26 protein-coding genes, 1 tRNA gene and 1 pseudogene are annotated in these 23964 nt (G+C 64.0%); 22 read left to right on the plus strand and 6 right to left on the minus strand.

The window, feature by feature from the left end; translation table 11 throughout:
• Positions 1-116 precede the first annotated feature (116 nt).
• From hisD to IF809_RS12360, 6 genes are all read left to right on the plus strand, one after another.
• Positions 117-1412 carry a histidinol dehydrogenase gene (gene hisD / locus IF809_RS12335; protein WP_453981731.1) on the plus strand — a complete coding sequence of 432 codons (1296 nt, stop codon included), beginning with the start codon at positions 117-119 and terminating at the stop codon, positions 1410-1412.
• On the plus strand, positions 1409-1906 hold the full coding sequence (locus tag IF809_RS12340) for a UPF0262 family protein (protein ID WP_453981732.1): 498 nt from the start codon (positions 1409-1411) through the stop codon (positions 1904-1906). Before hisD ends, IF809_RS12340 begins: the two co-directional genes overlap by 4 nt.
• A gap of 6 nt (positions 1907-1912) precedes the next feature.
• The gene (locus tag IF809_RS12345; RefSeq protein WP_453994825.1) at positions 1913-2380 is read left to right on the plus strand and encodes an arsenate-mycothiol transferase ArsC; all 468 of its coding nucleotides are present in this window, start codon (positions 1913-1915) and stop codon (positions 2378-2380) included.
• Between the two features lie 156 nt (positions 2381-2536).
• Positions 2537-3166: a Maf-like protein gene (locus IF809_RS12350; protein ID WP_128963902.1), complete on the plus strand. Its 630-nt coding sequence runs from the start codon at positions 2537-2539 to the stop codon at positions 3164-3166.
• 126 nt (positions 3167-3292) lie between these two features.
• On the plus strand, positions 3293-3475 hold the full coding sequence (yacG, locus tag IF809_RS12355; RefSeq protein WP_453994827.1) for a DNA gyrase inhibitor YacG: 183 nt from the start codon (positions 3293-3295) through the stop codon (positions 3473-3475).
• Between the two features lie 186 nt (positions 3476-3661).
• Positions 3662-3737 (plus strand) — tRNA-Phe (locus tag IF809_RS12360).
• Between the two features lie 257 nt (positions 3738-3994).
• Here the strand turns inward: IF809_RS12360 and IF809_RS12365 are convergent.
• Positions 3995-4870 carry a LysR substrate-binding domain-containing protein gene (locus tag IF809_RS12365; protein WP_453994829.1) on the minus strand — a complete coding sequence of 292 codons (876 nt, stop codon included), beginning with the start codon at positions 4868-4870 and terminating at the stop codon, positions 3995-3997.
• Between the two features lie 100 nt (positions 4871-4970).
• Between IF809_RS12365 and IF809_RS12370 the strand changes: the two genes are divergently transcribed.
• Positions 4971-5582 (plus strand): DUF1989 domain-containing protein, encoded by a 612-nt coding sequence (locus IF809_RS12370; protein ID WP_453994831.1) that lies wholly within the window; start codon positions 4971-4973, stop codon positions 5580-5582.
• A gap of 29 nt (positions 5583-5611) precedes the next feature.
• On the plus strand, positions 5612-6541 hold the full coding sequence (locus IF809_RS12375) for a LysR family transcriptional regulator (RefSeq protein ID WP_462837697.1): 930 nt from the start codon (positions 5612-5614) through the stop codon (positions 6539-6541).
• Here the strand turns inward: IF809_RS12375 and IF809_RS12380 are convergent.
• Together IF809_RS12380 and IF809_RS12385 are read right to left on the minus strand one after the other, a co-directional pair.
• Complete coding sequence (locus tag IF809_RS12380) at positions 6522-7406, minus strand: polysaccharide deacetylase family protein (protein ID WP_453994834.1); 885 nt, start codon at positions 7404-7406, stop codon at positions 6522-6524. The two genes, IF809_RS12375 and IF809_RS12380, sit on opposite strands and share 20 nt — an antisense overlap.
• A 36-nt stretch (positions 7407-7442) precedes the next feature.
• Positions 7443-8114, minus strand: a complete 672-nt coding sequence (locus IF809_RS12385; protein ID WP_453994836.1) for an FMN-dependent NADH-azoreductase — start codon at positions 8112-8114, stop codon at positions 7443-7445.
• 310 nt (positions 8115-8424) lie between these two features.
• Between IF809_RS12385 and IF809_RS12390 the strand changes: the two genes are divergently transcribed.
• Positions 8425-9894, plus strand: a complete 1470-nt coding sequence (locus IF809_RS12390; protein ID WP_462837698.1) for a purine-cytosine permease family protein — start codon at positions 8425-8427, stop codon at positions 9892-9894.
• Positions 9895-9903: 9 nt separating this feature from the next.
• On the opposite strand, the gene IF809_RS12395 is transcribed toward IF809_RS12390, so the two are convergent.
• The gene (locus IF809_RS12395; RefSeq protein ID WP_462837699.1) at positions 9904-11130 is read right to left on the minus strand and encodes a cadherin repeat domain-containing protein; all 1227 of its coding nucleotides are present in this window, start codon (positions 11128-11130) and stop codon (positions 9904-9906) included.
• A gap of 450 nt (positions 11131-11580) precedes the next feature.
• Positions 11581-12561, minus strand: coding sequence for a LysR family transcriptional regulator (locus IF809_RS12400; protein WP_453994842.1), 981 nt, complete (start codon positions 12559-12561; stop codon positions 11581-11583).
• A gap of 103 nt (positions 12562-12664) precedes the next feature.
• Here IF809_RS12400 and IF809_RS12405 point away from each other — a divergent pair, with 103 nt between their 5' ends.
• The 11 genes and pseudogenes from IF809_RS12405 (at position 12665) to aroQ (ending at position 20975) form a co-directional block, all read left to right on the plus strand.
• Positions 12665-13609 (plus strand): ketopantoate reductase family protein, encoded by a 945-nt coding sequence (locus IF809_RS12405; protein WP_453994844.1) that lies wholly within the window; start codon positions 12665-12667, stop codon positions 13607-13609.
• 4 nt (positions 13610-13613) lie between these two features.
• Complete coding sequence (locus tag IF809_RS12410; protein WP_453994846.1) at positions 13614-14000, plus strand: VOC family protein; 387 nt, start codon at positions 13614-13616, stop codon at positions 13998-14000.
• A 19-nt stretch (positions 14001-14019) separates the two neighbouring features.
• Complete coding sequence (locus tag IF809_RS12415) at positions 14020-14490, plus strand: MaoC family dehydratase (protein ID WP_453981742.1); 471 nt, start codon at positions 14020-14022, stop codon at positions 14488-14490.
• Positions 14487-15743 (plus strand): CaiB/BaiF CoA transferase family protein, encoded by a 1257-nt coding sequence (locus tag IF809_RS12420; RefSeq protein ID WP_453994848.1) that lies wholly within the window; start codon positions 14487-14489, stop codon positions 15741-15743. The genes IF809_RS12415 and IF809_RS12420 overlap by 4 nt, the downstream gene beginning before the upstream one ends.
• Positions 15744-15746: 3 nt before the next feature.
• Positions 15747-16574, plus strand: a complete 828-nt coding sequence (aroE, locus tag IF809_RS12425; RefSeq protein WP_453994850.1) for a shikimate dehydrogenase — start codon at positions 15747-15749, stop codon at positions 16572-16574.
• A 6-nt stretch (positions 16575-16580) separates the two neighbouring features.
• Positions 16581-17444 (plus strand): shikimate dehydrogenase, encoded by an 864-nt coding sequence (locus IF809_RS12430; protein WP_453994852.1) that lies wholly within the window; start codon positions 16581-16583, stop codon positions 17442-17444.
• 51 nt (positions 17445-17495) lie between these two features.
• Positions 17496-18164: an amino acid ABC transporter permease gene (locus IF809_RS12435; RefSeq protein ID WP_128963941.1), complete on the plus strand. Its 669-nt coding sequence runs from the start codon at positions 17496-17498 to the stop codon at positions 18162-18164.
• 11 nt (positions 18165-18175) lie between these two features.
• Positions 18176-18832: pseudogene (locus tag IF809_RS12440) on the plus strand (amino acid ABC transporter permease).
• A 46-nt stretch (positions 18833-18878) separates the two neighbouring features.
• A complete protein-coding gene (locus IF809_RS12445) occupies positions 18879-19706 on the plus strand; it encodes a transporter substrate-binding domain-containing protein (protein WP_453981746.1) in 828 nt (275 codons plus the stop codon).
• A gap of 59 nt (positions 19707-19765) precedes the next feature.
• Positions 19766-20512, plus strand: coding sequence for an amino acid ABC transporter ATP-binding protein (locus IF809_RS12450; protein ID WP_453994856.1), 747 nt, complete (start codon positions 19766-19768; stop codon positions 20510-20512).
• 13 nt (positions 20513-20525) lie between these two features.
• On the plus strand, positions 20526-20975 hold the full coding sequence (gene aroQ / locus IF809_RS12455) for a type II 3-dehydroquinate dehydratase (protein ID WP_453994858.1): 450 nt from the start codon (positions 20526-20528) through the stop codon (positions 20973-20975).
• Between the two features lie 31 nt (positions 20976-21006).
• Here aroQ and IF809_RS12460 read toward each other — a convergent pair whose 3' ends face one another.
• Entirely contained in the window at positions 21007-21903 is an 897-nt protein-coding gene (locus IF809_RS12460; protein WP_462837700.1) for a LysR substrate-binding domain-containing protein, read from the minus strand.
• A gap of 204 nt (positions 21904-22107) precedes the next feature.
• Here IF809_RS12460 and dctA point away from each other — a divergent pair, with 204 nt between their 5' ends.
• On the plus strand, positions 22108-23433 hold the full coding sequence (dctA, locus tag IF809_RS12465) for a C4-dicarboxylate transporter DctA (protein ID WP_453994862.1): 1326 nt from the start codon (positions 22108-22110) through the stop codon (positions 23431-23433).
• A gap of 24 nt (positions 23434-23457) precedes the next feature.
• Positions 23458-23964 (plus strand): ureidoglycolate lyase, encoded by a 507-nt coding sequence (locus IF809_RS12470; RefSeq protein WP_453994863.1) that lies wholly within the window; start codon positions 23458-23460, stop codon positions 23962-23964.

Below are 23964 nucleotides of genomic sequence, written 5' to 3' on the forward strand. Positions count from 1 at the left end.
GGTAGCTTTCAAGGGGGTGGCAGCCAAGGGTTGACGCAGCTTCCCCGCCGCGCCATTGAGCAGGGGGGCGGTGAGCCAGACTGCGCCCCCTTCAACCAGCAGAAGCCTAGCCCCAAATGCCCGTTCGTCTCGACCGCAGCAGCGCCGATTTTGACCAGCGATTCCAGGCGTTCCTCGCCGCCAAGCGCGAGGTCTCGGCCGACGTCGAAGCCGCAGCGCGCGCCATCGTCGATGACGTGGCCAGGCGCGGCGATGCCGCCTTGCTCGAGGCCACCGCCAAGTTCGACCGCTTGAGGCTGGATGCAGCCGGCCTTCGCGTCTCGGCCGCCGAGATCGAAGCGGCAACAAAGGCCTGCGAGCCTGAGACGCTGGACGCGCTGAAACTCGCGCGCGACCGTATCGAGATTTACCATCGCCGCCAGCTGCCGAAGGACGAGCGCTTCACCGACCCGCTCGGCGTCGAGCTCGGCTGGCGCTACACCGCGATCGAATCCGCCGGCCTCTACGTGCCCGGCGGCACCGCGGCCTATCCGTCCTCGGTGCTGATGAACGCTGTGCCGGCCAAGGTCGCGGGCGTGTCGCGTCTCGTGATGGTGGTGCCCTCGCCCGACGGCAAGCTCAATCCGCTGGTGCTGGCGGCGGCCTCGCTCGGCGGTGTCACCGAGATCTACCGCGTCGGCGGCGCGCAGGCGGTGGCCGCGCTCGCTCACGGCACCGCGACGATTGCTCCGGTCGCAAAGATCGTCGGTCCCGGCAATGCCTATGTCGCTGCCGCCAAGCGTTTGGTGTTCGGCAAGGTCGGCATCGACATGATCGCCGGCCCCTCCGAGGTGTTGGTGATTGCCGATGACACCGGCAATGCCGACTGGATCGCCGCTGATCTGTTGGCGCAGGCCGAGCACGATGCCAGCGCCCAATCGATCCTGATCACCGACTCGGCGCGGCTTGCGGCTGATGTCGAGAAGGCCGTCGAAGCGCAGCTGAAGACGCTGCCGCGCGCCGACATTGCGGGGCGCTCCTGGGTCGATTTTGGGGCCATCATCATGGTGAAGAACCTCGCTGAGGCCATTCCGCTCGCGGATGCCATCGCCGCCGAGCACCTCGAAATCATGACCAGCGATCCCGATGCGCTCGCCGCCAAGATCCGCAACGCCGGCGCGGTGTTCCTCGGAGCCCATACGCCAGAGGCGATCGGCGACTACGTCGGCGGCTCCAACCACGTGCTGCCGACGGCGCGCTCGGCGCGGTTCTCCTCAGGCCTGTCGGTGCACGACTTCATGAAGCGCACCTCGATCCTGAAATGCGGCCCGGACCAGCTGCGTGCGCTTGGCCCGGCCGCGATGACACTCGGACAAGCGGAGGGGCTGGATGCTCATTCGCGCTCGATTGGATTGCGCCTCAATCTGTCATGACAAAGCCGCCCGAACAGGACGACTCGACCAATCGCATCGTCGCGGTCACGCTCGACGAGGACTCGATCGGCCGTTCCGGGCCCGACATCGAGCATGAGCGCGCGATTGCGATCTATGATCTGATCGAGCAGAATCTGTTCGCGCCCGAAGGCGCCGACGGGAAGGGGCCGTTCACGCTGCATATCGGCATCAGCGGCAACCGGCTGATGTTCGACATCCGCCAGGAGGACGGCACGCCCGTGGTCGCGCATCTGTTGTCGCTGACGCCGTTCCGCCGGATCGTGAAGGACTATTTCATGATCTGCGACAGCTATTACCAGGCAATCCGCACTGCGACCCCCGACAAGATCGAGGCGATCGACATGGGCCGCCGCGGCATCCATGACGAGGGATCGCGCACGCTGCAGGAGCGGCTGAAGGGTAAGGTGCGGGTCGATTTCGAGACGTCGCGCCGCCTGTTCACGCTCATTACTGTCCTGCACTGGAAGGGTTAAACGCGGATGGCTGCGCCCCCACGCGCACGCGATCCGCAATCGGTGCTGTTCGCCTGCGCGATGAACAGCGTGCGCTCGCCGATGGCCGAGAGCCTGTTGCAGCACATGTTCCCGCAGGGCCTCTATGTGAAGTCCGCCGGCGCGAGGAAGGGCGAGCTCGATCCCTTTGCGATCGCCGTGATGGCCGAGCTCGGCCAGGACATCTCCGCTCACAAGCCGCAGACCTTCGAGGAACTGGAAGACTGGGAGGGGCTGAATTTCGACCTCATCATCACGCTCTCGCCCGAGGCGCATCACAAGGCGCTGGAGCTGACCCGCACGCTCGCTGCCGAGGTCGAATACTGGCCGACCCAGGATCCCACCACCATCGAAGGCAGCCGCGACCAGAAGCTCGCCGCCTATCGCGAGGTCTGCGACCAGCTTCTGGTGCGCATCCGCCGCCGGTTCGCCAAGGTCGGCGCCGCGAACGGGTAGGTCGCAATGATCGTAACACCGGCGTCACAGACTGAGGGCACGCCATGTCGGCGACTCCCGAATCAGCAAAGTCGGGTTCCCGGGTTGTGAAATCAGCCCCCTTCCGATAGGTTCCGCGCGCAATTCACCTCCTGCCTCATCTCCTCAAATCACCTGATGCTCGGCCGCCCCAAATTCGTTCTTGCCTCCGGTTCGCCGCGGCGCTTGTCGCTGCTCAACCAGGCCGGCATCGAGCCGGACGCGCTCCGGCCGGCCGACGTCGACGAGACGCCGCGACGGGGCGAGCTGCCGCGCGCCTGTGCCAACCGCCTGGCGCGGGCCAAGGCCGATGCGGCGCTCAAATCAGTACAGCTCGACGACGAGCTGCGCGGCGCCTTCATCCTGTCTGCCGATACCGTGGTGGCGGTCGGCCGCCGCATCCTGCCCAAGGCCAATCTGGTCGACGAAGCCGCGCAGTGCCTGCGGCTCTTGTCGGGCCGCAACCACCGCGTCTACACCGCGATCTGCCTGGTGACGCCGCGCGAGGCCTTCCGCCAGCGCCTGGTCGAGACCCGCGTCCGCTTCAAGCGTCTCTCGGAAGACGACATCCAGGCCTATATCGGCTCCGGCGAATGGCGCGGCAAAGCCGGCGGCTACGCGGTGCAGGGCATCGCCGGCTCGTTCGTGGTGAAGATGGTGGGCTCCTACACCAACGTGGTCGGCCTGCCGCTGTATGAGACCACGACGCTGCTCGGCGGCGAAGGCTTTCCGATCCGCTTCGGCTGGCTCAACGCCACCGCGGTCTGACCAAAATCTCGAAAACAACCCCATGCACAGTAGAGCCGGCCGGCGGCACGCGTGCGCCTGTTCAAGAGGAACCCGTTTGCCGAGAGGCGCTTGAACCGTCTCAGCTGGTGTAGACTGCCCGCCATCATGGACGACCAGATCAAGAAGCCCACCGGCCCCCTCAAAACCTGCCCGATCTGCGGCAAGCCGCAGGTGCAGGCCACCCGCCCGTTCTGCTCCGCGCGCTGCCGCGACGTGGACCTGAACCGCTGGCTGAAAGGCTCGTACGTCATCCCCGGCCGGGATGACGAGGTGGACGATGTCGAATAGCTGAATAATATCAGCCTATTATCCGCGCTTCCGACGCGCTGCCCGTCCGCTGCGGCGGGCCCGCCCGAGCTTGTGCACAGCCGGGCCGCACCGCGCGGGGCCAATGGCGAAGCGTGGGTGGACAGGCCGCTCTCGGCCCACTATAAACCGCCCGCTCGATGGGCTTTGGCCCCTCTCTTGGAGCACGCCCAGGTAGCTCAGTTGGTAGAGCATGCGACTGAAAATCGCAGTGTCGGTGGTTCGATTCCGCCCCTGGGCACCATTCCTGCGATTTTCCACGCTGAAGCACGATCTTGTACGATTGCGTTCGCTAGCTGCTTAGCGCGAAGAGCGCTTACGGATTTCTCTCCCTCAGGCTCGCTAAGTTCACGTACGTTCAAATCCGGACCCCCGCAACCAATCTCTCGACGGGTAGACATGACGGCTCCCCCTCTCGGCTGGCTTTTTCATGCCGAGTTTCTTGCGGTGCAGGATTCAAATCGCCGCGCGTGCGTCGAAGGATGGTTCGCGGACGCCGTCCTATCCCCGCAGTGCGCTCCGCAACAGCCCGATGAAGTCCTGCGCCACCTGCGAGAGGACTTCATGCGTGGGGGACAGGATCGCGATCTGGTACTGGATCTTCGGCTTGAACGGGCGGGTGACCAAGCCCTCGGTAAAGGGACGGCTCACCACCGGATCGACGATGCCGATACCGCGGCCCTCTGCGACCAGCTGGCACGCGGTCGAGAAGAACTCCGTCTCCGCAACGACATTCCAGCGCGCGCCGTATTCGGAAAAAGCGGACGCAAGCTGCTGGTAGACCGGATCGCCGCGAAACAAGGTGACAAACGGGATCCCGTCGAGATCATCAGGCGTGATCTGCTTGAGCTTCGCCAGCGGATGCGCCTTCGGCAGCATGCATAGGCATTCGTATGAGAACACCTCCATATGCGAAGTTGGATAATCCAGCGGCAGTTCGGCGACCGCGACATCGAATTGTTGCGTCGACATCAATTCCCGGACGGTTGCGGAATTCCGGGTGATGATCTTCATCTGCAGTTCGGGCCGGTTGCTGGCGAACCGCGACAGCAGGCGCGGCAAGAGACTGATGGAAATGCTTGGATAGGCCGCGATCGCAAGATGCCCGCGCCGTCCCGATCGGATCTCGGTGGCCACGCGGGATGCATTCTCGACCGCTTCGAGCGCGCGCGCCGCCTCGACGTAGAACAGTTTGGCTTCCGGTGTCGGCTGCAGGCGCCCGCCACGACGCACGAACAGCGTCAGGCCGGTTTCGTGCTCGAGAGCTGCGATCGTCGTGCTGATCCCGGGCTGCGACATGCCGAGCAGTTCAGCCGCCCTGGTCATGGTGCCGTGGAGCATCAGGGCGCGAAAGCATTCGAGCTGTCTCAGGCGCATGCGCGACTATATGAATGAGCTATAATGAATACAAGTAATATTATTAGAATTGCATGACTTGGGGTGCTCCAATGCCCAAGACGGCTGAAGGAGGTCCCACATGGATGCTGCAACCATCGATCTGACCCGCGCCTGCCTGATCCCGGCCCGGCATGGCGTGGCGGCGCGCCTCGATGCGGGGAAGACGGTGACCGTAGTCAACACCCACGGCAAGCAGGTGGTCGACACCTGGGCGTTCAATGCCCGCGACACCAGCGAGTTCATGTCGATGGAGCACAGCCGCGCTGCGATGCTGCGGCTCATTCCGAGGGTCGGCGATACGCTGACGACGAACCGGCGCCGCGCGATCCTCACTTTCGTCGCCGACACGACGCCAGGAATCCATGACACGCTGATTGCCGCATGCGACATCCATCGCTATCGGCAGCTCGGCGCCGTCAGCCACCACGACAACTGCACGCAGAATCTCGCGCTGGCGCTCGAGACGGTGGGCGTGTCCGCTGCCGTGACACCGCCGCCGCTGAACCTGTTCATGAATGTACCGGTGACCGATGGCGGCGCGCTGAGCTTCCGGGCGCCGGTCAGCGAGGCCGGCCAGTACGTCACGCTGCGCGCCGAGATGGATCTCGTCATCGTGTTCTCGGCTTGCCCACAGGATATGGTGCCTGTGAACGACATGAAGCCGACCGACGCCCATTTTGTGATCGCCTGACCCTGGCGAACCCGTCGAGGAGGATAACCATGCGCAAGCTGCCGCCCCTCAACGCTATCCGCGCGTTCGAAGCCGCCGCGCGCCACGAGAGCTTCACTGCGGCCGCCAACGAGCTCTGCGTCACGGTCACCGCGATTAGTCACCAAGTTCGGCAGCTCGAAGCAACGCTCGGACGCAAGCTGTTCGAGCGCTCTGGCCGCGCGGTGGTGCTCACGGCGGAAGGGCACGCGGTGTTTCCCCTGCTGCGCGATGGTTTCGATCGCATGGCGAGCGCCTTCGATGCGATCCGCCCGCCGGCCGACGGCGACGGGATCACCGTGTCGACCACGCGGGCTTTCGCCGAGCGCTGGCTGATGCCGCGGCTTGCGGGCTTCAACGCGGCGTTTCCCTCGGTCGTGGTCCACATCGACGCGACCGAGGACGTAGCGATGCCGGGCATCGAGGGAATCGACCTCGCGGTGCGTTATGGACAGGTTGACCGCGCCCAGGAAGCGTCCGTGCTGTTCAAAGACAAATACATCGCGGTGGCCGCCAGCGCGATCTGTCCGTCCGCCGCACGTCTTGCCATCGATGATTTCCGTCCGCGGCCGTTGCTGGCCTATCGCTGGAAGAACGCCACGCTGGACTCGCCGGCGTGGTCGTCGTGGCTTGCGGGCATTTCCCACGATGCCCGCCGGGATTTCCGCATCTCCTGGTACAGCGAGGAGCCGCTGGCGCTGCATGCCGCTGAACGCGGCCTTGGGCCGCTGCTCTGCAGCGACGCGCTAGTCGGCGAACAGTTGCGCGGAGGAACGTTGCGCCGGATCGACGGGCCGGCGCTTCCCGGCTTCGCTTTCCGCCTGGTCGAGGCTTCGCGCGCCACCAGGCGCAAATCCGTCACGGCGTTCGTCGATTGGCTGCGCGCCGAGGCGGCGACGTTTCGCGCCGCCTCGGCACCACTCATGACACGGGCTGCGTGAAGTAGGGCAGCGTCTCGACCCGGATCTGATAACTGCCGGAGGCGACCAGGCCATCGATATGGGCTGCGATCGCCTCGAGCGGCGCGAACCACACCTTGCGTTCGGCGACGACCTTTTCGAGCCAGCGCTCGACGACACGCCAGCGGGCCAGCCGGCCGGTTAGGAACGGATGCCAGATGCCCATCCAGAATCCGCCGGCTTCATAGGCAGCCTCGAACTCCTCGAAGGAGGCGGCAAGGCCCTCGCTCGGCGATTTGACCGGCATCATGTAGCCGATCTCCGCGTAGTGGGCGAACGGCGGCCAATCGTCCGATCCCCAATGCGGCGGCATCTCGTACAGCGACCCACGCGCCGTGCGCATCAAATACGGAATGTCGTCGGCCATCAGCGACGAGTCGTAGACAAAGCCGTGCTCGATCAGGAGGTCGATCGTGGTCTGGTTGGCGTTGTAGACCGGTGCGCGATAGCCGCGCGGCTTGCGTCCGGTCATCGCGACATGAATCTCAAGCGCACGTTGAAACGCCTCCCGCTGCTCGGCGCTGGATATCGTGGTCGGGTCCTCGTGAATATAGCCGTGATGGCCAATCTCGTGCCCGTCCTTGAGGATCGCCTCCACCGCGTCGGGATAGTGCTGCATGGTCCAGGCCGGCATGAAGAACGACTGCTTCAGCCCGAGGCGGCGATAGGTCTCCAGGATGCGCGGCACGCCGACCGTCGGCCCGTACCGTCCCATCGTGATCGGATGGAGCCGGTCGAACGAGTCGTTCGGCCGGGCTATGTGGATCAAGCTATCGGCGTCAACGTCGAAGGTGATCGCACAGGCGCAGCGCGCCCCATTCGGCCAGGGGATGGGATTGCGGATCATGAGACTATGCTCTTGCCGTCGGTGGGTCGCGGTTGATCATTCGGCCGCCACCCTAGCAGGACCGTCAATTCCGAGACACTGCCGGACCAGGACCGGGATCGCAGCAATGGCGTCGGCGAGGGACTGCCGGTGGCGCTGGTCGTTGAACTCCTGATAGTCAACGGCAATCAGATGGCTCTCCTGCACGCCGAGATAATGCGCGCAGGTGAAGATGTGGGTTTCGAGATGATTCATGTGCTCCCGCACCCCGCCGAGCCCGAAGCCAAACTCGCCCCGCGAGCTCAGCACCACCAGTGTCTTGCCGCTCATGATCGGCTCGAGCGGAAAATCGCCGCGGGCAAGATCGAACGTGAACGTCTTGCCGATCCGGATCACCTTGTCGAACCACGATTTCAGGGCCGACGGCATGCCGTAATTGTGCATCGGCGCGCCGATGACGATGACGTTGGCGCGCTCGAGTTCGTCGATCAGTTCGTCGGAGAGGCGGAGCTCGTCATGTTGACTCGCCGAGCGTTCGTCGGACGCGGTGAAGGCCGCAGCCACCCACGCTTCCGTGATGAACGGCGGCGGATTATGCCCGATGTCTCGAGAGATGATGGTGGCGTCGGGTTCATGCGCCAGCCATTGACCGACAAAGGCTTTCGAAAGCTTGCGGCTGACCGAACGGTCGCCGCGCGGACTGGCGTCGATGTGCAGAAGTGTCGTCATCCTCAAAACCTCGGCTGATGGAGTATCAGTGCGTCAGCTCCACAATGGCCGCGGGCAGCGCTGGGCGTGAGTGATGAATTCGTCAGGTGGGTTGAGAAATTCTCAACAGTGAAGCGCCGCGACACCATGACGAAAGATCCGGTGCGACCAACCGCAGGTTTTCCGGGTCGAATGTCTGCGAACCTCTTGGCGCGCTTCACTGTCGACTTCACGTCAACCGCGCTTGAGCAATTTTCATTAACGCCCGGGGCCTGATCTTGCTGAGATGCCCCATCCCGGCCGAATCCGATGCGCCGGAGAAGGGGGAAACATGTTGGCCAAGCAGACACGAAATGCGGCGTATGATGAGACCGCCTTCGATACGCACGGGATTGAGCCGGTGCCGGCGGCGCACCGGACGTCCTCACCGTTCGACCAGTTTTGGATCTGGACCGGCGCGAACATCGCGCCGATCAACTGGGTGCTGGGCGCGCTCGGCATCCAACTCGGCCTGAGCCTTCTGCAAACACTTGCCGTGGTCCTGATCGGCAATCTGTTCGGCGCGGCGCTGTTCGCGGCCTTCTGCCTGATGGGACACCGCACCGGCGTACCGCAAATGGTGCTGGGCCGCCTGGCGTTCGGCCGCCGCGGCGCCTACCTGCCGGCGCTCGCGCAAGTGCTTATGCCGATGGGATGGGTCGCGATCAATACCTGGATCGTGCTCGACCTCTGCATGGCAGCGCTGGAGCGGATGGGGTTCAGCGGCGGCCTTGAAATCAAGTACATGATCGCTGCGCTGGTCATGGTGTTGCAGGTCGGCTTCGCGGCTTGGGGCTTCAACGCCATCAAGGTGTTCGAGCGCTACACCATGCCGGTCATCCTCTTCATCATGGCTGTCATGACCGCGCTCGCATTCCTGCGCGTCGATATCAAGTGGCAGTCGCCGTCCGGCGGCGGCATGGCGGCCTTCGCTGCGGCCACGCAGTTGATGACCGCGATCGGCATCGGCTGGGGTATCTCATGGCTCACCTACGCCTCGGACTATACGCGCTTCACCAAGCCCTCGCTCGGCGCCGGCAAGGTGCTCCGGGCGACATTCCTTGGCATGTTCCTGCCGACGGTCTGGCTCGCCTTCCTGGGCGCGGCGATCGCGTCCGCCGGCACGGGCCCCGATCCGTCGAAACTGATCATCGCCGCCTTCGGCGTGATGGCGCTGCCGGTGCTTCTCGTGCTGCTGCACGGCCCGATCGCGACCAACATCGTCGTCATCTACTCGGCCGCGCTGTCGAGCCTCACGCTCGACCTGCGCCTGCCGCGCTGGATCATCTCGGTGATCTCGGGCGCGATCGCCTGCGCGATCCTTTATGCGTTCCTGCAATCGGGTGATTTCGCACATGCCTTCGATAACTTCATGGTTGCCCTGATCGTCTGGATCAGCCCATGGGCCGGCGTCACGCTCACGGATTTTTATCTGGTCCGCCGCGGACAGATCGATGTCGCGGCGCTCTACGCGGCTCCGGATCGCGATGGCGGCGTCAACTGGGCGGGCCTCATCGCCTTCGCGATCGGGCTGGTGGCGGCCTGGGCGTTCCAGATGGGGACAATTGCAGTTATGCAGGGGCCGCTGGCGCAGGCGACCGGTGGGGTCGATCTCTCCTGGCTCACCGGCATGGGTGTCGCCGGCGCAAGCTATCTCATGCTGCATCGCCTCTTCGGACGTCGGTTCGCGTCAGGCAACCACTTGCGGTCTGCGGATGCGGCGTCGGTCGAGGCCGCTCCCACCTCGCTCTCGCAGGTCTAGCCATCCCGATCAGCGATGTGCCTTCTGGACGGCGGTCTGCTGGGCGGTCGAGGATGCCGTGACGCCAACGGCCGTGCCGGCCGCAGCACCTTCCGTCACCTGATTTGCAGCGGCGTTGCTGTCGACCGGCGCCGACGGCGCGACATCGTTCACCGCGATGGTGAAAGTCTGCTGTGTGGTCGTGGCGCCGCTCACCGCCTGCACGGTGATGTTGTAGCTGTGGGACGGTCCGCTGGTCTCGAAGTCGATCTTGGTCGGATCGGCGACGGTGACGACGCCGCTGGCGGCGTTGATGGTGAAGCCGCCGCCGGAGGTGTCGCCGACCAGCGAATAGGTCGTAGCCGGGCCGTTCGGATCCAGCGCCGATGCGGTGATGCCCACCGTGCTGCCGGCCGCGGCGCCTTCCGCCACCTGATTGGCAGCCGCATTGGTGTCGGTCGGCGCGCCGATCGTCACGTCGTCGACGGCGATGGTGAAGGTCTGCGAGCTCGACAGCGTGCCGTCGCTGGCCGCAATCGTGACCGAATAGGCGTGGCCTGGCGCGCTCTCGATCTTGGTTCCGTCAGCGACGCTGACGATACCGGTGTGCGGGTCGACCTTGAAGCCGCCGCCGGATGTATCGCCGGTGATTGCAAAGGTAACGGCGCCACCATTGACGTCCGTGGATGCCGCGGTGATGCCGACCGTGGTGCCCGCCGCGGCGCCTTCGGCAACGTGGTTGGCGCCCGCATTGCTGTCGACCGGCGTCGACGGCGCCACGTCCGTCACGTTGATGGTGAACGATTGGGTGGAGGTGAGGATTCCATCGGAGGCCTTCACGCTGATGGTGTAGGCATGGCCTGGCGCGCTTTCGAAATCGATCTTGGTTGGATCGTTCACGGTGACGACGCCGGTCGCGGCGTTGATCTTGAATCCACCGCCTGAATTGTCACCCACCAGCGAATAGGTGACGGGACCGATCGCGCTCGTCGCCGACGCGGTGATGCCGACGGGGGTGTTCGCGGCCGCGCCTTCGGCAACGCTGTTCGCTCCTGCGTTGGCGTCCACTGGCGTCGATATCGAATCGTGCACCGGCGGCCAGGGCGTGCCGGGCGGGCAGCCGAGATACAGGGCTTTCAGGCCGTAGGTCGCCACGAATGTCGAGGCAGCATCATCGAGGACGATGTTGCCGTACGAGTCCAGGTTGAGAGCGGGGCGGGTAATGCCGCCAGAGGTGTAGGCCGGAATGATCGACATCGGAAAGCTCCTACAACCGGCGTTGCGCCGGTCATTGGCTACGTCGGCTAGGCGAGGACGTGTATGAAGCCGTTCACACGCTTGAATTGTTGATCGCGTGATTGAACGTGGAGCGGGCCGGGCCGGCGTCGATCGGGCCGACGCGGGCGGCGGGATGAAAGTGCTGGCTCAAAAAACAGATGGTCGGCGGAATCGAGATCGGCCAACATTGCGCAAACGCCTCGTACACAGACTCGACGCCGCGACCGGGATCAAAAACAAGGTTCAATAAAAAAGGGCGGCGACCAGAAAATTAACGCTTTGGTAACCAACACGTTTAATGGGACTACAACCAGGAGTCAATGTGGAGAAAATGTTCCCGAAGGGCCTCCTGGCAGCAACGTTAACGTGCTCCCTGAGGGCCTGGCCGTCCGCCAGTTTGCACGAGCTCAGCGGCCAACAAGCGCTCCCTTAGCGCTGCAATGCGCGCGGCCTGCGTGTTTTTGGCCGGCCGGAACGATGCAGGCCCCGCACGTCCTGCTGTTGGAAGAGCTCTCCGCACAGGTCACGCAACCATTGGTTCGCCGGGTCGTGATGGAAGCGGGCGTGCCAATATTGCTTCACGGTAAAGCCGGCGATCGCCAGCGGGCAATCGAGCACGCGCAGTCCGTAATAGTGAGCCAGCGTTTCGCCGATGTGCCTCGGCAGGGTGGCAATCAGGTCGGTCGTCCCGACGATTGCGGGGAGCCCCAGGAAGCCGGGGAGCTCGAGTGCAACGTCCAGGACCATCTGCTGCTCATGCAGCGCGTCTGCGATCAATTGATGCCCGGTGCCGGAGCGAATGAGGACGTGCGCCTCTCGCCTGAAATCCTTTGTGGTGATGCGGTTGCGGATCCGGGCATGTTTTGGGTTCGCGAGGCACACCCAGTCCTGCGGAAAGAGCGACTGCTGGAAGTGTCCAGCGTCGAGGTCCGAAATGTAGCCGAGCGCCAGATCGGCCTCGCCGGACTGCAGCATGCGTGGCGTATCGCCGCCGATCTGCGCCGCCTCGATGCGGATGCCGGGCGCAACGTGCCGAACGTGGGCGAGGATGGCTGGAAGCAGCGTGATGTGGCTCGCATCCGTCATGCAGATGACGAACCGCCGCTTCGCTGTTGCCGGATCGAAATCGGAGCGAAGCTCGGCCAGACGTCGCAGCATCTCCAAAGCCTGCCTCGCCGTGCCGATGAGCGCCTCGGCGCGCGGGGTCGGCAGCATCCCCTCTGCTGACCTGATGAAGAGCGGATCGTCCAATTCCTTCCGCAGGCGCGACAGCCAGATCGAAATGGTCGGCTGGCTTTGACCGAGCTTCTCGGCTGCCTTGGTGACGCTGCCCGTGGTGAACAATGCGTCGAACAGCCGGAGCAGGCGCGGGTCCAGCAGGTTCGTTTCTGAGGAGGCTTGGAGCTTCATTGCGATCTGCAATAATGGTTATAAAGATCATAGCATATCCAAATACCGGATGGCCTGCTAGCACGCTTCCAACGCCGATACAGGGCGAGGGAGAGGCGTTCGGATGAGGATCTGCTTTATCGGAGCGGGAGCCCTGGGCTCGACTATCGGTGGGACGCTGGCGCGTGGCGGAGCCGAGGTCTGGCTGATCGATCCGTTCCAGGCCCATGTCGACGCGATCAATGCCGGCGGTCTCCGGATGCTGGAGGGCGACGCGGAGACCGTCGTGAAGGTTTCCGCCTGCACCTCCGCGACCGACGTCGGCATCCTGGCGGACCTCGTCATCGTCCTCGTCAAATCCTATCACACGCGCGATGCGATCCGGGCGGCGGCACCGATCATCGGACCGCAGACGGTCGTGATGTCGCTTCAGAACGGTCTTGGTCACGAGGACATCCTGTCGGAGGAAGTCGGTCGTGACCGGGTCATGGCAGGCAAGACCTATGTCGGCGGCGTGCTGCTCGGCCCCGGCCATGTTCGCTCCGGGGTCGTCGGCAAGGAAACCATCATCGGCGAACTCGACGGGCGCCTGACGGAACGCGCACAGCGGATTTCCGAGACGTTCAATCAGGCCGGCATTCTCACGCAGCTCAGCGACAACATCCTCGGCACGATGTGGGACAAATTGTTCATCAACGTTGCCGGAGGCGGGATTACCGCCGTGACCGGACTGACTTACGGCGGGCTCTATTCGCTGCCGATCCTGGAAGATTGCGCGCTCGCCGCAATCTCGGAGAGCATCGCGGTCGCGCAGGCAGCCGGCGTGAAGATCTCGATTGCCGATCCGCACCGGGCCTGGACGATGGCGTCTGCCGGACTGCCGCCCGAGTTCAAGACATCGATGCTGCAGAGCCTGCAGTCCGGCAATCCGACCGAGGTCGATTACATCCACGGCTCGGTCGTGCGCTGGGGCGCCAAGCTCAACGTGCCGACCCCGGTCAATTCGACCCTCGTCGCGTTGGTCAAGGGGCTGGAATACGCCCGCAGCAATTATCCGGGAAAGGCGTGAGACGATGTCGTTGCCCCGCGCATACGTCGAACACGTCGCGATCCGCGTGCCTGACGTCGACTATCACATCGACTTCTTTCGTGAGGTGCTTGGTCTTGCCATTCGCGACGAGCAACCCGCCGACGGCGCGCGCCCGCGTCAGGTCTGGGTGCTCGGAAGCGTGCAACTGATCGAGGATCCGCTTTTTGTCGGACCGGAAGGCCGTCTCGCCCATCTCGGCATCATGGTCGACGACTACGACGGCGTGCTCGCCCGTGCCGCGGCCTGGGGTGCCAAGGCGTTGCCTGCCGGGCCGAACTGGCTCGAACTGCCGGGCGGACTGAACGTCGAGATCCTGCAAGCCAGCGCCGGGGCCGTGGAAGCGGCCCTGGCGATCAATCCCCGTGCCTAGAGTTTGAGGAAGACGCGACATGACCGATGAGCGCTACTGGGACGATGCCAAGGTCGGTGACGAATGCGTCACCCCTTCGGTGACGGTCACCGAAGCGATGGTGAATGCCTATGCCGAATTGACGGGCGATTTCACGCCTGTTCATGTCGACGAGGAATACGCCAAGACCACACCCTTCGGCACGCGCGTGGCGCACGGGTTGTTTGGCCTGTCGCTGGCCGACGGTTTGAAGACCCGTGCCGATTACCGCTTCCTTCCGGGCATGTCGCTCGGCTGGACGTGGGATTTCAAGCTGCCGATCAAGCTCGGCGACACCGTCCACGTGAAATTCCGCGTCGGCTCGATGCGCACCACCAAGCGCGATGGCTGGGGCATCGTGGTGCTGCCTTCGGAGCTGATCAATCAGCGCGGCGAGGTGGTGCAGCTCGGTGAGCATCGGTTGATGATCCCGATGCGCCCGAGGACCAGTGCCGCAGGAGAGCAGGCATGACCACGCAAGATCTGCCGCTCCAGAATCTTCCGCTCCAAAATCTGCCGCTCAAAGGCATCCGCGTCATCGACTACAGCCATTTTCTGGCTGGCCCGTTCATGGGCCGTTGCTTAGCTGCGATGGGCGCCGAGGTCATCAAGGTGGAGCGTCCGAAGCAAGGCGATGCGGGCCGCGCCCACGGCTATTTCAAGGACGGCCAATCCGGCTACTTCCTGCAGCAGAATATGGGCAAGCAGGGGCTCTGCATCGACCTGCGCGACAAGCGCGGCCTCGACATGATGATGAAACTGGTCGACACCGCCGATGTCTTCATCGAGAACTACCGCCCCGGCGCGCTCGAGCGCCTCGGGCTCGGTTACAAGGCGCTGTCGGCGCGCAATCCCGGACTGATCTACTGTTCGGTTTCCGCCTATGGCCACACCGGTCCCTATGCCGACCGGCCGGGCTTCGGCCTGATTGCGGAGGCGATGTCGGGCGCCCTGGCGCAGCTGGGCTCTCCGGGCGAAGCGCCGCCGCTGCTGCGCATGCCACTCGCCGACATGTATACCGGCATTCACGGCGTGGCCGCGATCAACGCAGCGCTGGTCGGCCGCGCTTCGTCCGGGCAGGGCCAGCATATCGACCTGGCGCTGTACGACTGCATGGTCTCGATGCACGACTATGCGGTTCAGCGCTACTTCCTCTCCGGCGGGTCCGATCTGCCGAAGCAGACCGGCAGCGGTCAGCCTGACTCGACTGTCTACGGAGTCTTTCCGGCCAGGGACGGCAATCTTGTCATCGCTGCGCAAGTCGACGACGCGTGGCGGCGTTTGGCGAGTCTGATCGGTGGAGACAATTTGGCATCCGACGAGCGCTTCACCACGCCGGCCGCGCGCAACGCCCATTATGCCGAAGCGATGGACATCGTGCGCAACTGGACGCTGTCGCAATCGTCTCGAGATGCCTGTCTCGCGGCCCTCGACGAAGCAGGTGTGCCGTCCGCTCCCGTGCAGACCATCGAAGAGGTCGTGAAGGATCCGCAGATTCGCGCGCGCGGCATGCTGGTCGAGCAGGAACATCCTGTGCTGGGCAAGGTGACGTTGCCGAACCTGCCGTTCCGCTTCTCCGGGTGTGACACCACGGTGCGGACCCCGGCGCCACTGCTCGGCCAGGACAATCGCCGCATTGCCGCCTCGCTAGGACTACCTGCCGACGCCGTCGAGGCGATGGTGCGCGATGGCGTGCTGCACAACGAAGCTGCAGTGCAGGAGTAAGCCATGAGCGATCGTTATGCGGTGATTGGCAACCCGATCGGCTTCAGCAAATCACCCCTCATCCATGGCATGTTCGCCAAGATGACCGGACAGGACCTTGTCTATGAGGCGATCGAGGCGCCCCTTGATGGTTTCAACGAACGGGTTGATCAATTCCGGACCGAAGGGGCCAAGGGGCTGAACATCACTGCCCCGTTCAAGCTCGATGCCTTCGAATACGCAAACGAGCTTTCCGAGAGCGCCGATCGCGCAGGCGCCGCAAATTGTCTGAAATTCGTCGGCGATCGGATCATCGCCGAGAATTTCGACGGGATCGGCCTCGTGCGCGACATCACGGTCAATCTCGGCGTCAAATTGGCCGGCCGCCGCGTCCTGATGCTCGGCGCCGGGGGAGCGGCGCGTGGCGCGCTGCTGCCGTTCCTGCGGCAGGAGCCGACCGAGCTGGTTCTCGTCAATCGAACGCTGCCGAAGGCCGTCGCATTGGCCGAAGAGTTTGCCGGCTGTGGCCCCCTGATCGTCAGCGGCTATGCCGAACTGGCCGATCTCACCGAGGGCTATGACGTCGTGGTCAACGCGACATCGGCCAGCCTGCGAGGTGAAATGCCGCCGCTTCCAGGCAATGTCTTCCGCGGCGCGGAGCTGACGTACGAGCTCGCCTACGGCAAGGGACTGACTCCCTTTCTGCAAGCGGCCCGCGCCGAAGGCGTCGCCAAGCTCGCCGACGGCGTCGGCATGCTGGTCGAGCAAGCAGCGGAAGCTTTTGCCTGGTGGCGCGGCGTTCGACCGAGCACGGCGGAGGTCATCGCCGAACTGACCGTTCCTTTGAGCTGACGGGCGATGTCGAACATGCATCCGAAGTCCAGCTTTCTCGTCGGGTTGATCGGCAGCGGCATCGCGGCGTCCCGCACCCCGCCTATGCACGAAGCGGCCGCTGACGCCGCCGGCATCCGCTATCTCTACAAGAAGATCGATCTGACCGAGCTGAAGCTCGGCGCCGAAGCGCTGCCGGAATTGCTCGCGGCCGCAAAGCGGATGGGGTTCGACGGGTTGAACGTGACCCATCCCTGCAAGCAGGCGATCCTTCCGCTGCTGGACGAGCTTTCGCCCGACGCGGAGGCGCTTGGTGCGGTGAATACGGTGGTCATCAGGAACGGCCGAATGACCGGCCACAACACCGACTGGTTCGGCTTCGCCGAGAACTTTAGCCGGAACATGCAAGGTGCGCCGCTCGGTCGCGTCGTCCAGTTCGGCGCGGGCGGAGCCGGGGCGGCGGTCGCTTTCGCGCTGATGAAGCTCGGCGTGCAGGAACTGACGATCATCGACGTCGACGTGGCCAAGGCGCAGAGCGTGGTCGATGGCTTGTCCCCTCGATTTTCAGAAGGGCGCTTGAAGGTCGGCCAGGATGTCGCGACGGCCGTTACTGGCGCCGACGGAATCGTCAACGCGACACCGATCGGTATGGACAAATATCCGGGCACGCCGCTGCCGGTGGCTTTGCTGCGCCCCAATCTGTGGGTCGCCGAGATCGTCTACTTCCCGCTGGAAACCGCACTGCTGCGCGCGGCGCGCTCCCTCGGCTGCCGCACCGTCGACGGCGGCGGCATGGCGATCTTCCAGGGCACCGAAGCATTCCGCCTGTTCACCGGCATCTCACCCGATCCGGACGCCTTCTTCGCCACCTTTGCCTCCCTGGGAGGGTGACGTCGGGCCGATGGGCGAGCGGCACGTACAACGCCCGAGAGGAAACGCAAGATGGGCTATACGCTCGATTTCTCCGTGGTCTGGCACGCGATGCCCGCGCTGCTGTGGGGGTGCGTCGGTACGTTGGGCCTGGCGCTTGCCGGAATGACGCTCGCAATGCTGATCGGCATCGCCGGCGTCGCGGCGCGCGATGCGGGGGCGGCCTGGTTGCGGGCCATCGTGATCGGCTTCGTCGAGATCGTGCGTAATACGCCTTTCCTGGTGCAGATCTTCTTTCTGTTCTTTGCGCTGCCGCTCGTCGGATTGAAGCTCAATCCGACCGCGACTGCTATCATCGCGCTCGGCGTCAATGGCGGCGCCTACGCCATCGAGATCATCCGCGGCGGGGTGCAATCCATTCACAAGGGACAGGTCGAGGCGGGCTACGCACTCGGCCTGCACAAAGGGCAGGTCTTCCGCTTCATCGTGCTCAAGCCCGCGCTTCGCGCGATCTACCCCTCGCTCACCGGGCAGTTCATCATGCTGACCCTGACTTCGTCGATCTGTTCGGCGGTGTCGGCTTACGAATTGACGTCGGTTGCGCAGCGCATCGAAAGCGACACGTTCCGCAGCTTCGAGGTCTATTTCTCCGTCACCTTCCTCTACCTCGCGATTTCCTGGCTGCTGATGCTGGGTTTTGCGGTCGTCTCCCACCGCTTCTTCTCATATCCGACACGCTGAGGGGGGAGATCATGGCACCGCATTTTGGTTTGCCGGAGTTCGGCTTCCTGCTGCGTGGGATGCAATGGACGGTGCTGCTGACGCTGGTCGCATTCGTAGGCGGCTGCACGGCGGGGCTGGCTGTCGCCTTGCTGCGCACCAGTGGTCACAAGGGCGTGGAATGGAGCACCCGCATCTACATCGGGATATTCCAGGGCACTCCGCTGCTGCTGCAGCTTTTCGTCGTGTATTACGGACTGGCGCTCACCGGGCTGAAGCTCGACGCCTTCGTCGCGGTGGCGATCGGTTTCACCGTGAATGCCTCCGCCTTCCTTGGTGAGATCTGGCGCGGCGCGATACAAGCCGTGCCGCGCGGCCAGACCGAGGCGGCGATGGCGCTCGGGCTGCACTAGTCGTCCCGCATGCGCGACATCGTGCTGCCGCAGGCAATCCGCATCTCGCTGCCGGCGACCATCGGGTATCTCGTGCAGCTGATCAAGGGAACGTCGCTCGCCGCCATCGTCGGCTTCATCGAACTCGCCCGCGCCGGTCAGATCGTTTCGAATCAGACCTTCCAGCCGTTGCTCGTCTTCGGCGTGGTCGGCGCCATGTACTTCATCCTCTGCTGGCCACTTTCATGGTGGGGCAGCCGGATGGAGGCCAGGCTCGCCCTGGCCAATCAAAGGTAGGCGCACCTGCCCAATCAAGCACAGCCATCACCAGGAGGAGATACTCATGTTGTTTTCATTCAATCGTCGCCAGCTCGGGGCCGCGCTGCTGGCATTGGCGGCAATCGCCGCCGCAGGCAAATCACAGGCGGGCACTCTGGACGACGTCAAGAAGAAGGGCGTCGTCGTCATCGGCATTCAGGGCGACAATCCTCCCTGGGGCTATGTCGACAGCTCGGGAAAACAGGACGGCATCGACGCCGACATGGGACGCGCCTTCGCTGAATACCTCGGTGTGAAGGCCGAGTTCGTCCCGCTGGCGGTCGCCAATCGTATTCCAGCGCTGACGACGGGCCGCGTGGACATTCTGTTCGCGACCATGGCCATGCTGCCCGAACGCGCAAAGGCGGTGCAGTATTCGAAGCCTTATGTCGCCAACGAGATCACGCTTGTTGCTGCCCAGGCGACCCCGATCAACAGCAATGCGGACATGAGCAAATACGTCATCGGGGTTCCGAGGTCCTCCACGCAGGACACCCAGGTCACCAATAGTGCTCCGGCGGGCACCGAAATCCGCAGGTTCGATGATGATGCGGCCACGATCCAGGCGCTGCTTTCCGGTCAAGTGCAGGCCGTCGGAGCTAACAGCTTCTACCCGCAGCGACTGAACGCCGCAAAACCGGAACTCGGGTTTGAGCCCAAGCTTCACTTTATGGCTCTATACAACGGCGCCTGCACGCGTCTCGGAGAGAAGGAGTGGAACGAGACCGCCAACAAGTTCATCGATCAGATCAAGACGAACGGCAAGTTGGCCGGTTTCTACGCCAAATGGATGAAAGCGCCCGTGCCGGTCTTCCCGGACTCGGTCCCCGGCGTTCCCTTCACCGTCCAATAGCCACCGCAGGCGGCCGACGCGCGATCCGCGTTGGCCGCTGCCCGACAGCGGAGACCAGCATGCAGGACCAGATCCTGATCGAAATGAAAGGCGTTCAGAAGTGGTACGGCGGGTACCAAGCTCTGCGCAACGTCGATCTCACCGTGCGCAAGGGCGAAAAGATCGTGGTGTGCGGGCCGTCCGGCTCGGGCAAGTCGACGCTGATCCGCTGCATCAACCGCCTGGAGGCGATCCAGCAGGGCAGCATCGTGGTGAACGGCCACCGGCTGGACGACAGCGTCAAGGCCATCGACGTCGTGCGCCAGGACGTCGGCATGGTGTTTCAGAGCTTCAATCTCTTTCCGCATATGACGGTGTTGCAGAACTGCACGCTCGCGCCGATGCGCGCGCGCCGCATCGGCAAGACCGAGGCGGAAACGACCGCGCGAAAATACCTCGAGCGCGTGCGCATCGGCGACCAGGCCGAGAAATATCCGGCTCAGCTTTCGGGCGGCCAGCAACAGCGTGTCGCGATCGCGCGCGCGCTCTGCATGCAGCCCAAGGTGATGCTGTTCGACGAGCCGACGTCCGCCCTCGACCCCGAGATGGTCAAGGAGGTGCTCGATACCATGATCGGCCTCGCCAACGACGGCATGACCATGATCTGCGTCACCCACGAGATGGGCTTTGCCCGCCAGGTTGCCGATCGTGTGATCTTCATGGCCGAAGGCCAGATCATCGAAGAAGGCGGGCCCGACAATTTCTTCCGCAATCCACAGCACGCCCGCACCAGGCAGTTCCTTGGCGAGATCCTCGCCCACCACTGAACGGAGTTCTTCCATGAGTCGTCTCGTCTACGTCCTGAACGGACCCAATCTCAATCTGCTCGGCAAGCGCCAACCCCACATCTACGGTCACGAGACGCTCGCGGACGTGGAGCGGGATTGCCGGACGCTGGCCGGGGAGCTCGGTCTGGAGATTCGCTTCCATCAATCCAACAGAGAGTACGAGCTGATCGACTGGATCCACGAGGCGCGCGAGACGGCGGCCGGGATCGTGATGAACCCCGCGGCTTTCACCCACACGTCGGTCGCCATCCTGGACGCTTTAAACACGTTCGAGGGGATGGTGATCGAGGTGCACATTTCCAACGTGCACAAGCGCGAGGAATTCCGCCACCATTCGTTCGTCTCGAAACGAGCCGACGGGGTCATCGCAGGCTTCGGCACCCAGGGTTATCTGCTCGGCCTGCGGCGCGTGGCCAAGCTGCTAGATGAGAAGAAGGGGTAGCATCGCGTGAGAATCGCATGCGTGCCCCTTTCTAACCCACTCGCTTCCTCTGCCCCAGATACCGCAGCGCGAGCTTGATGAAATTGTGCACCACCATCGAGGTCTCGTCCTCCCTGAACACCAGGAAGACGTCGGCCGCAGGCGGTGAGGGCCTGATCGGGCGAAATGCGATATCGGCCGTCGTGAAACGCGCGATCGATTGCGGCACCAGCGCGACGCCGAAGCCCGCCGCGATCAGGCTCGGGATCGACTGCGCGTCGACGACTTGCTGGGATACTTTCGGCAGGAAGCCGGCATCGACGCAGCACGTCTGCACATAGCGTGCGAAATCGGAGCTGTCGGGGTCCAGGATGACATGCTCCTCCGACGCCAATTCACCGAGCGCCACGCGCTTGCGTTTGGCCAGGCCGTGGCTGCGGGGTACGGCCAGAACGACCTCTTCGCGCCAGGCCAGCTTGCTGGTGAGGTCGCGTTCGCCGGGAATGCCGCGAATGAGCGAGATGTTGGTGGTGCGGTTGAGGAGGGCCGCGATCTGCAGCGCCGGCGCCTGCTCGTGCACCGTCATCCTCACCAGGGGCGCGACCTGCCGGTAGGCCGCCAGCAGCTCCGCAAGACGGCCGCGCAGGATGGAGCCGGTCGCGCCGAGATCCAGCGTTCCGATCATTCCGGCGCCGATCGAGCGCACCTCGTCTTCCGCTGACTTGACCTGCTGCAGGATGGCGCGCCCGCGCAGCAACATCGCTTCACCGGCCTGGGTCAGCTCGACCTTGCGGCTCGTCCTGTAGAGCAGCTGGGTGCTGAGTTCCGCCTCGAGGGCCTGGATATGCTGGCTGAGCGGCGGCTGCGACAGGTTCAGCCGCCGGGCGGCGGCGGTGAAGCTGCGCTCCTCGGCCACCGCAATGAAGTACCTGACCTGGCGAAGATCCATAGGGAAACCCTATCAATTGTGGTTCTATATATTGGACTTGATGTCGCAGCTGGTCAACGAATGACCGATGGAGCTTTGGTCTGCCCGGGGCAAGCGGCGGCTGGCTCCCTCCGCGGCGGCCTCATGCCGCCGCCAAAGACAACATGGCGAAAGGCCAGAGCCGACCACGCCAGACCGACACCAGCCCTTTGAGCGAGGAAAGCCATGCCCAGAATTTTCAAGTCACTCTTCTTTCAGGTCGTCGTCGCACTCGCGCTCGGCATCGTGCTCGGGATGGCTTATCCCAGCACTGCAGTGCAGCTGAAGCCGCTGGGCGACGGCTTCATCAAGCTGATCAAGATGCTGGTGCCCGTCATCGTGTTCTGCGTCGTGGTGCAGGGAATTTCAGCGGCCGGCGACCTTTCGAAAGTCGGCAGGGTCGGCATCCGCTCGCTGCTCTATTTCGAGATCGTCACCACCGTCGCCCTGATGTTCGGCATCGCGCTGGCCTATTATTTCCAGCCCGGCGCCGGCATGAACATCGATCCCGCGACGCTGGATGCCAAGGCGCTCAGTGGGTTCAGCCAGACCGCGGCCCAGGTGGCCGGCGGCGGCGTCTCCGAGTTCCTGATGAAGCTGATCCCCGGTACGATCGTCGGCGCATTCAGCTCCGGCGATGTCCTGCAGGTCCTGATCGTCTCGATCATGTTCGGCTGTGCGGTCTCGCTGTGCGGCGAGCGCGCCAGGCCCGTCGTCGATTTCATCGAACGTGTGAACGAGATCATCTTCAAGATGATGAACTTCGTCGTCCGGCTCGCCCCGATCGGCGTGTTCGGCGCGATCGCCTTCACCGTCGGCAAGTACGGCATCGGGTCGCTCAAGCAGCTCGGCGGTCTCGTCGGCCTGTTCTATCTGGCGGTGGTCCTGTTCGTGGTGGTCGTTCTCGGCGCCATCATGCGGCTGTCCGGCTTCAGCCTGTTCAAGCTGCTCGCGTATTTGCGCGAGGAACTGATGATCGTGCTCGGTACGGCCGCGGGCGACAGCGTGCTGCCGCAGACCATGCGCAAGCTGGAGCTGCTCGGGATCAAGCGATCGACCGTCGGCCTCGTCATCCCGACCGGCTACTCGTTCAACCTGGATGCGTTCTCGATCTATCTGACCCTGGCGGCGGTGTTCATCGCGCAGGCGACCAATACCCCGCTTGCCATGGGCGACCTGCTGGCGATTCTCGGCGTCGCCTTGCTGACCTCCAAGGGCGCGCACGGCGTCCCCGGCTCGGCCATCGTCGTCCTCGCCGCGACGCTGTCGGCGATACCTGCCATCCCGGCGATTGGCCTCGTGCTGATCTTGTCGGTGGACTGGTTCATTGGTATCGCTCGCGCGCTCGGCAATTATGTCGGCAACTGCGTTGCCACGGTCGTCGTTGCCTCCTGGGAAGGCGACCTCGATCGCGCCAAGGCCCATCGTATCCTGAACGGTGAGATGGTTGCTTCGGGCGAGACCCTGCAGGCCGAGCCTGATGTTGCGGCCGCGCCTGTTGGGGGGTTGTGAGCGTGGAGACGATTGAGGTTGACGATGGCGACAGTTTCGATCGAACCCCTAACCAAGCAGGCGTTCGCTCCGTTTGGCGAAGTCATCGAAACTGATGGGGTGACACCCCTGTCGATCAACCAGGGCTATGCCAGCCGTTTCAACGACCTCGCCAGCATCGACGTCGCCGCGGAGGGTGGACAGACCAACATCAGCTGGTTTGTCGCCTCGCTGCGTCCGGTGCCGATTGCAATTCGCCTGATGGAGCGCCATCCGCTGGGAAGCCAGCTGTTCGTGCCGCTTGGCGGAGCGGACTGGCTGGTTGTTGTTTGTTCCGACCCGCGCAATGCCGCGACCTATCGCGCGTTCAGGGCGACGGGGCAGCAGGGGGTGAACTATGCTCGCAATTGCTGGCACCACCCGCTGCTGGTGCTCAAGGACGCTAGCCCCTTCCTTGTGGTCGACCGAAAGGGCAAGGGTGATAATCTGGAAGAATATTGGCTGGACGAGCCCATGCAGCTCGACCTGAAGCCGGATCGCCACGAGGCCTAA

The sequence above is a fragment of the Bradyrhizobium sp. UFLA06-24 genome, from assembly GCF_054967145.1.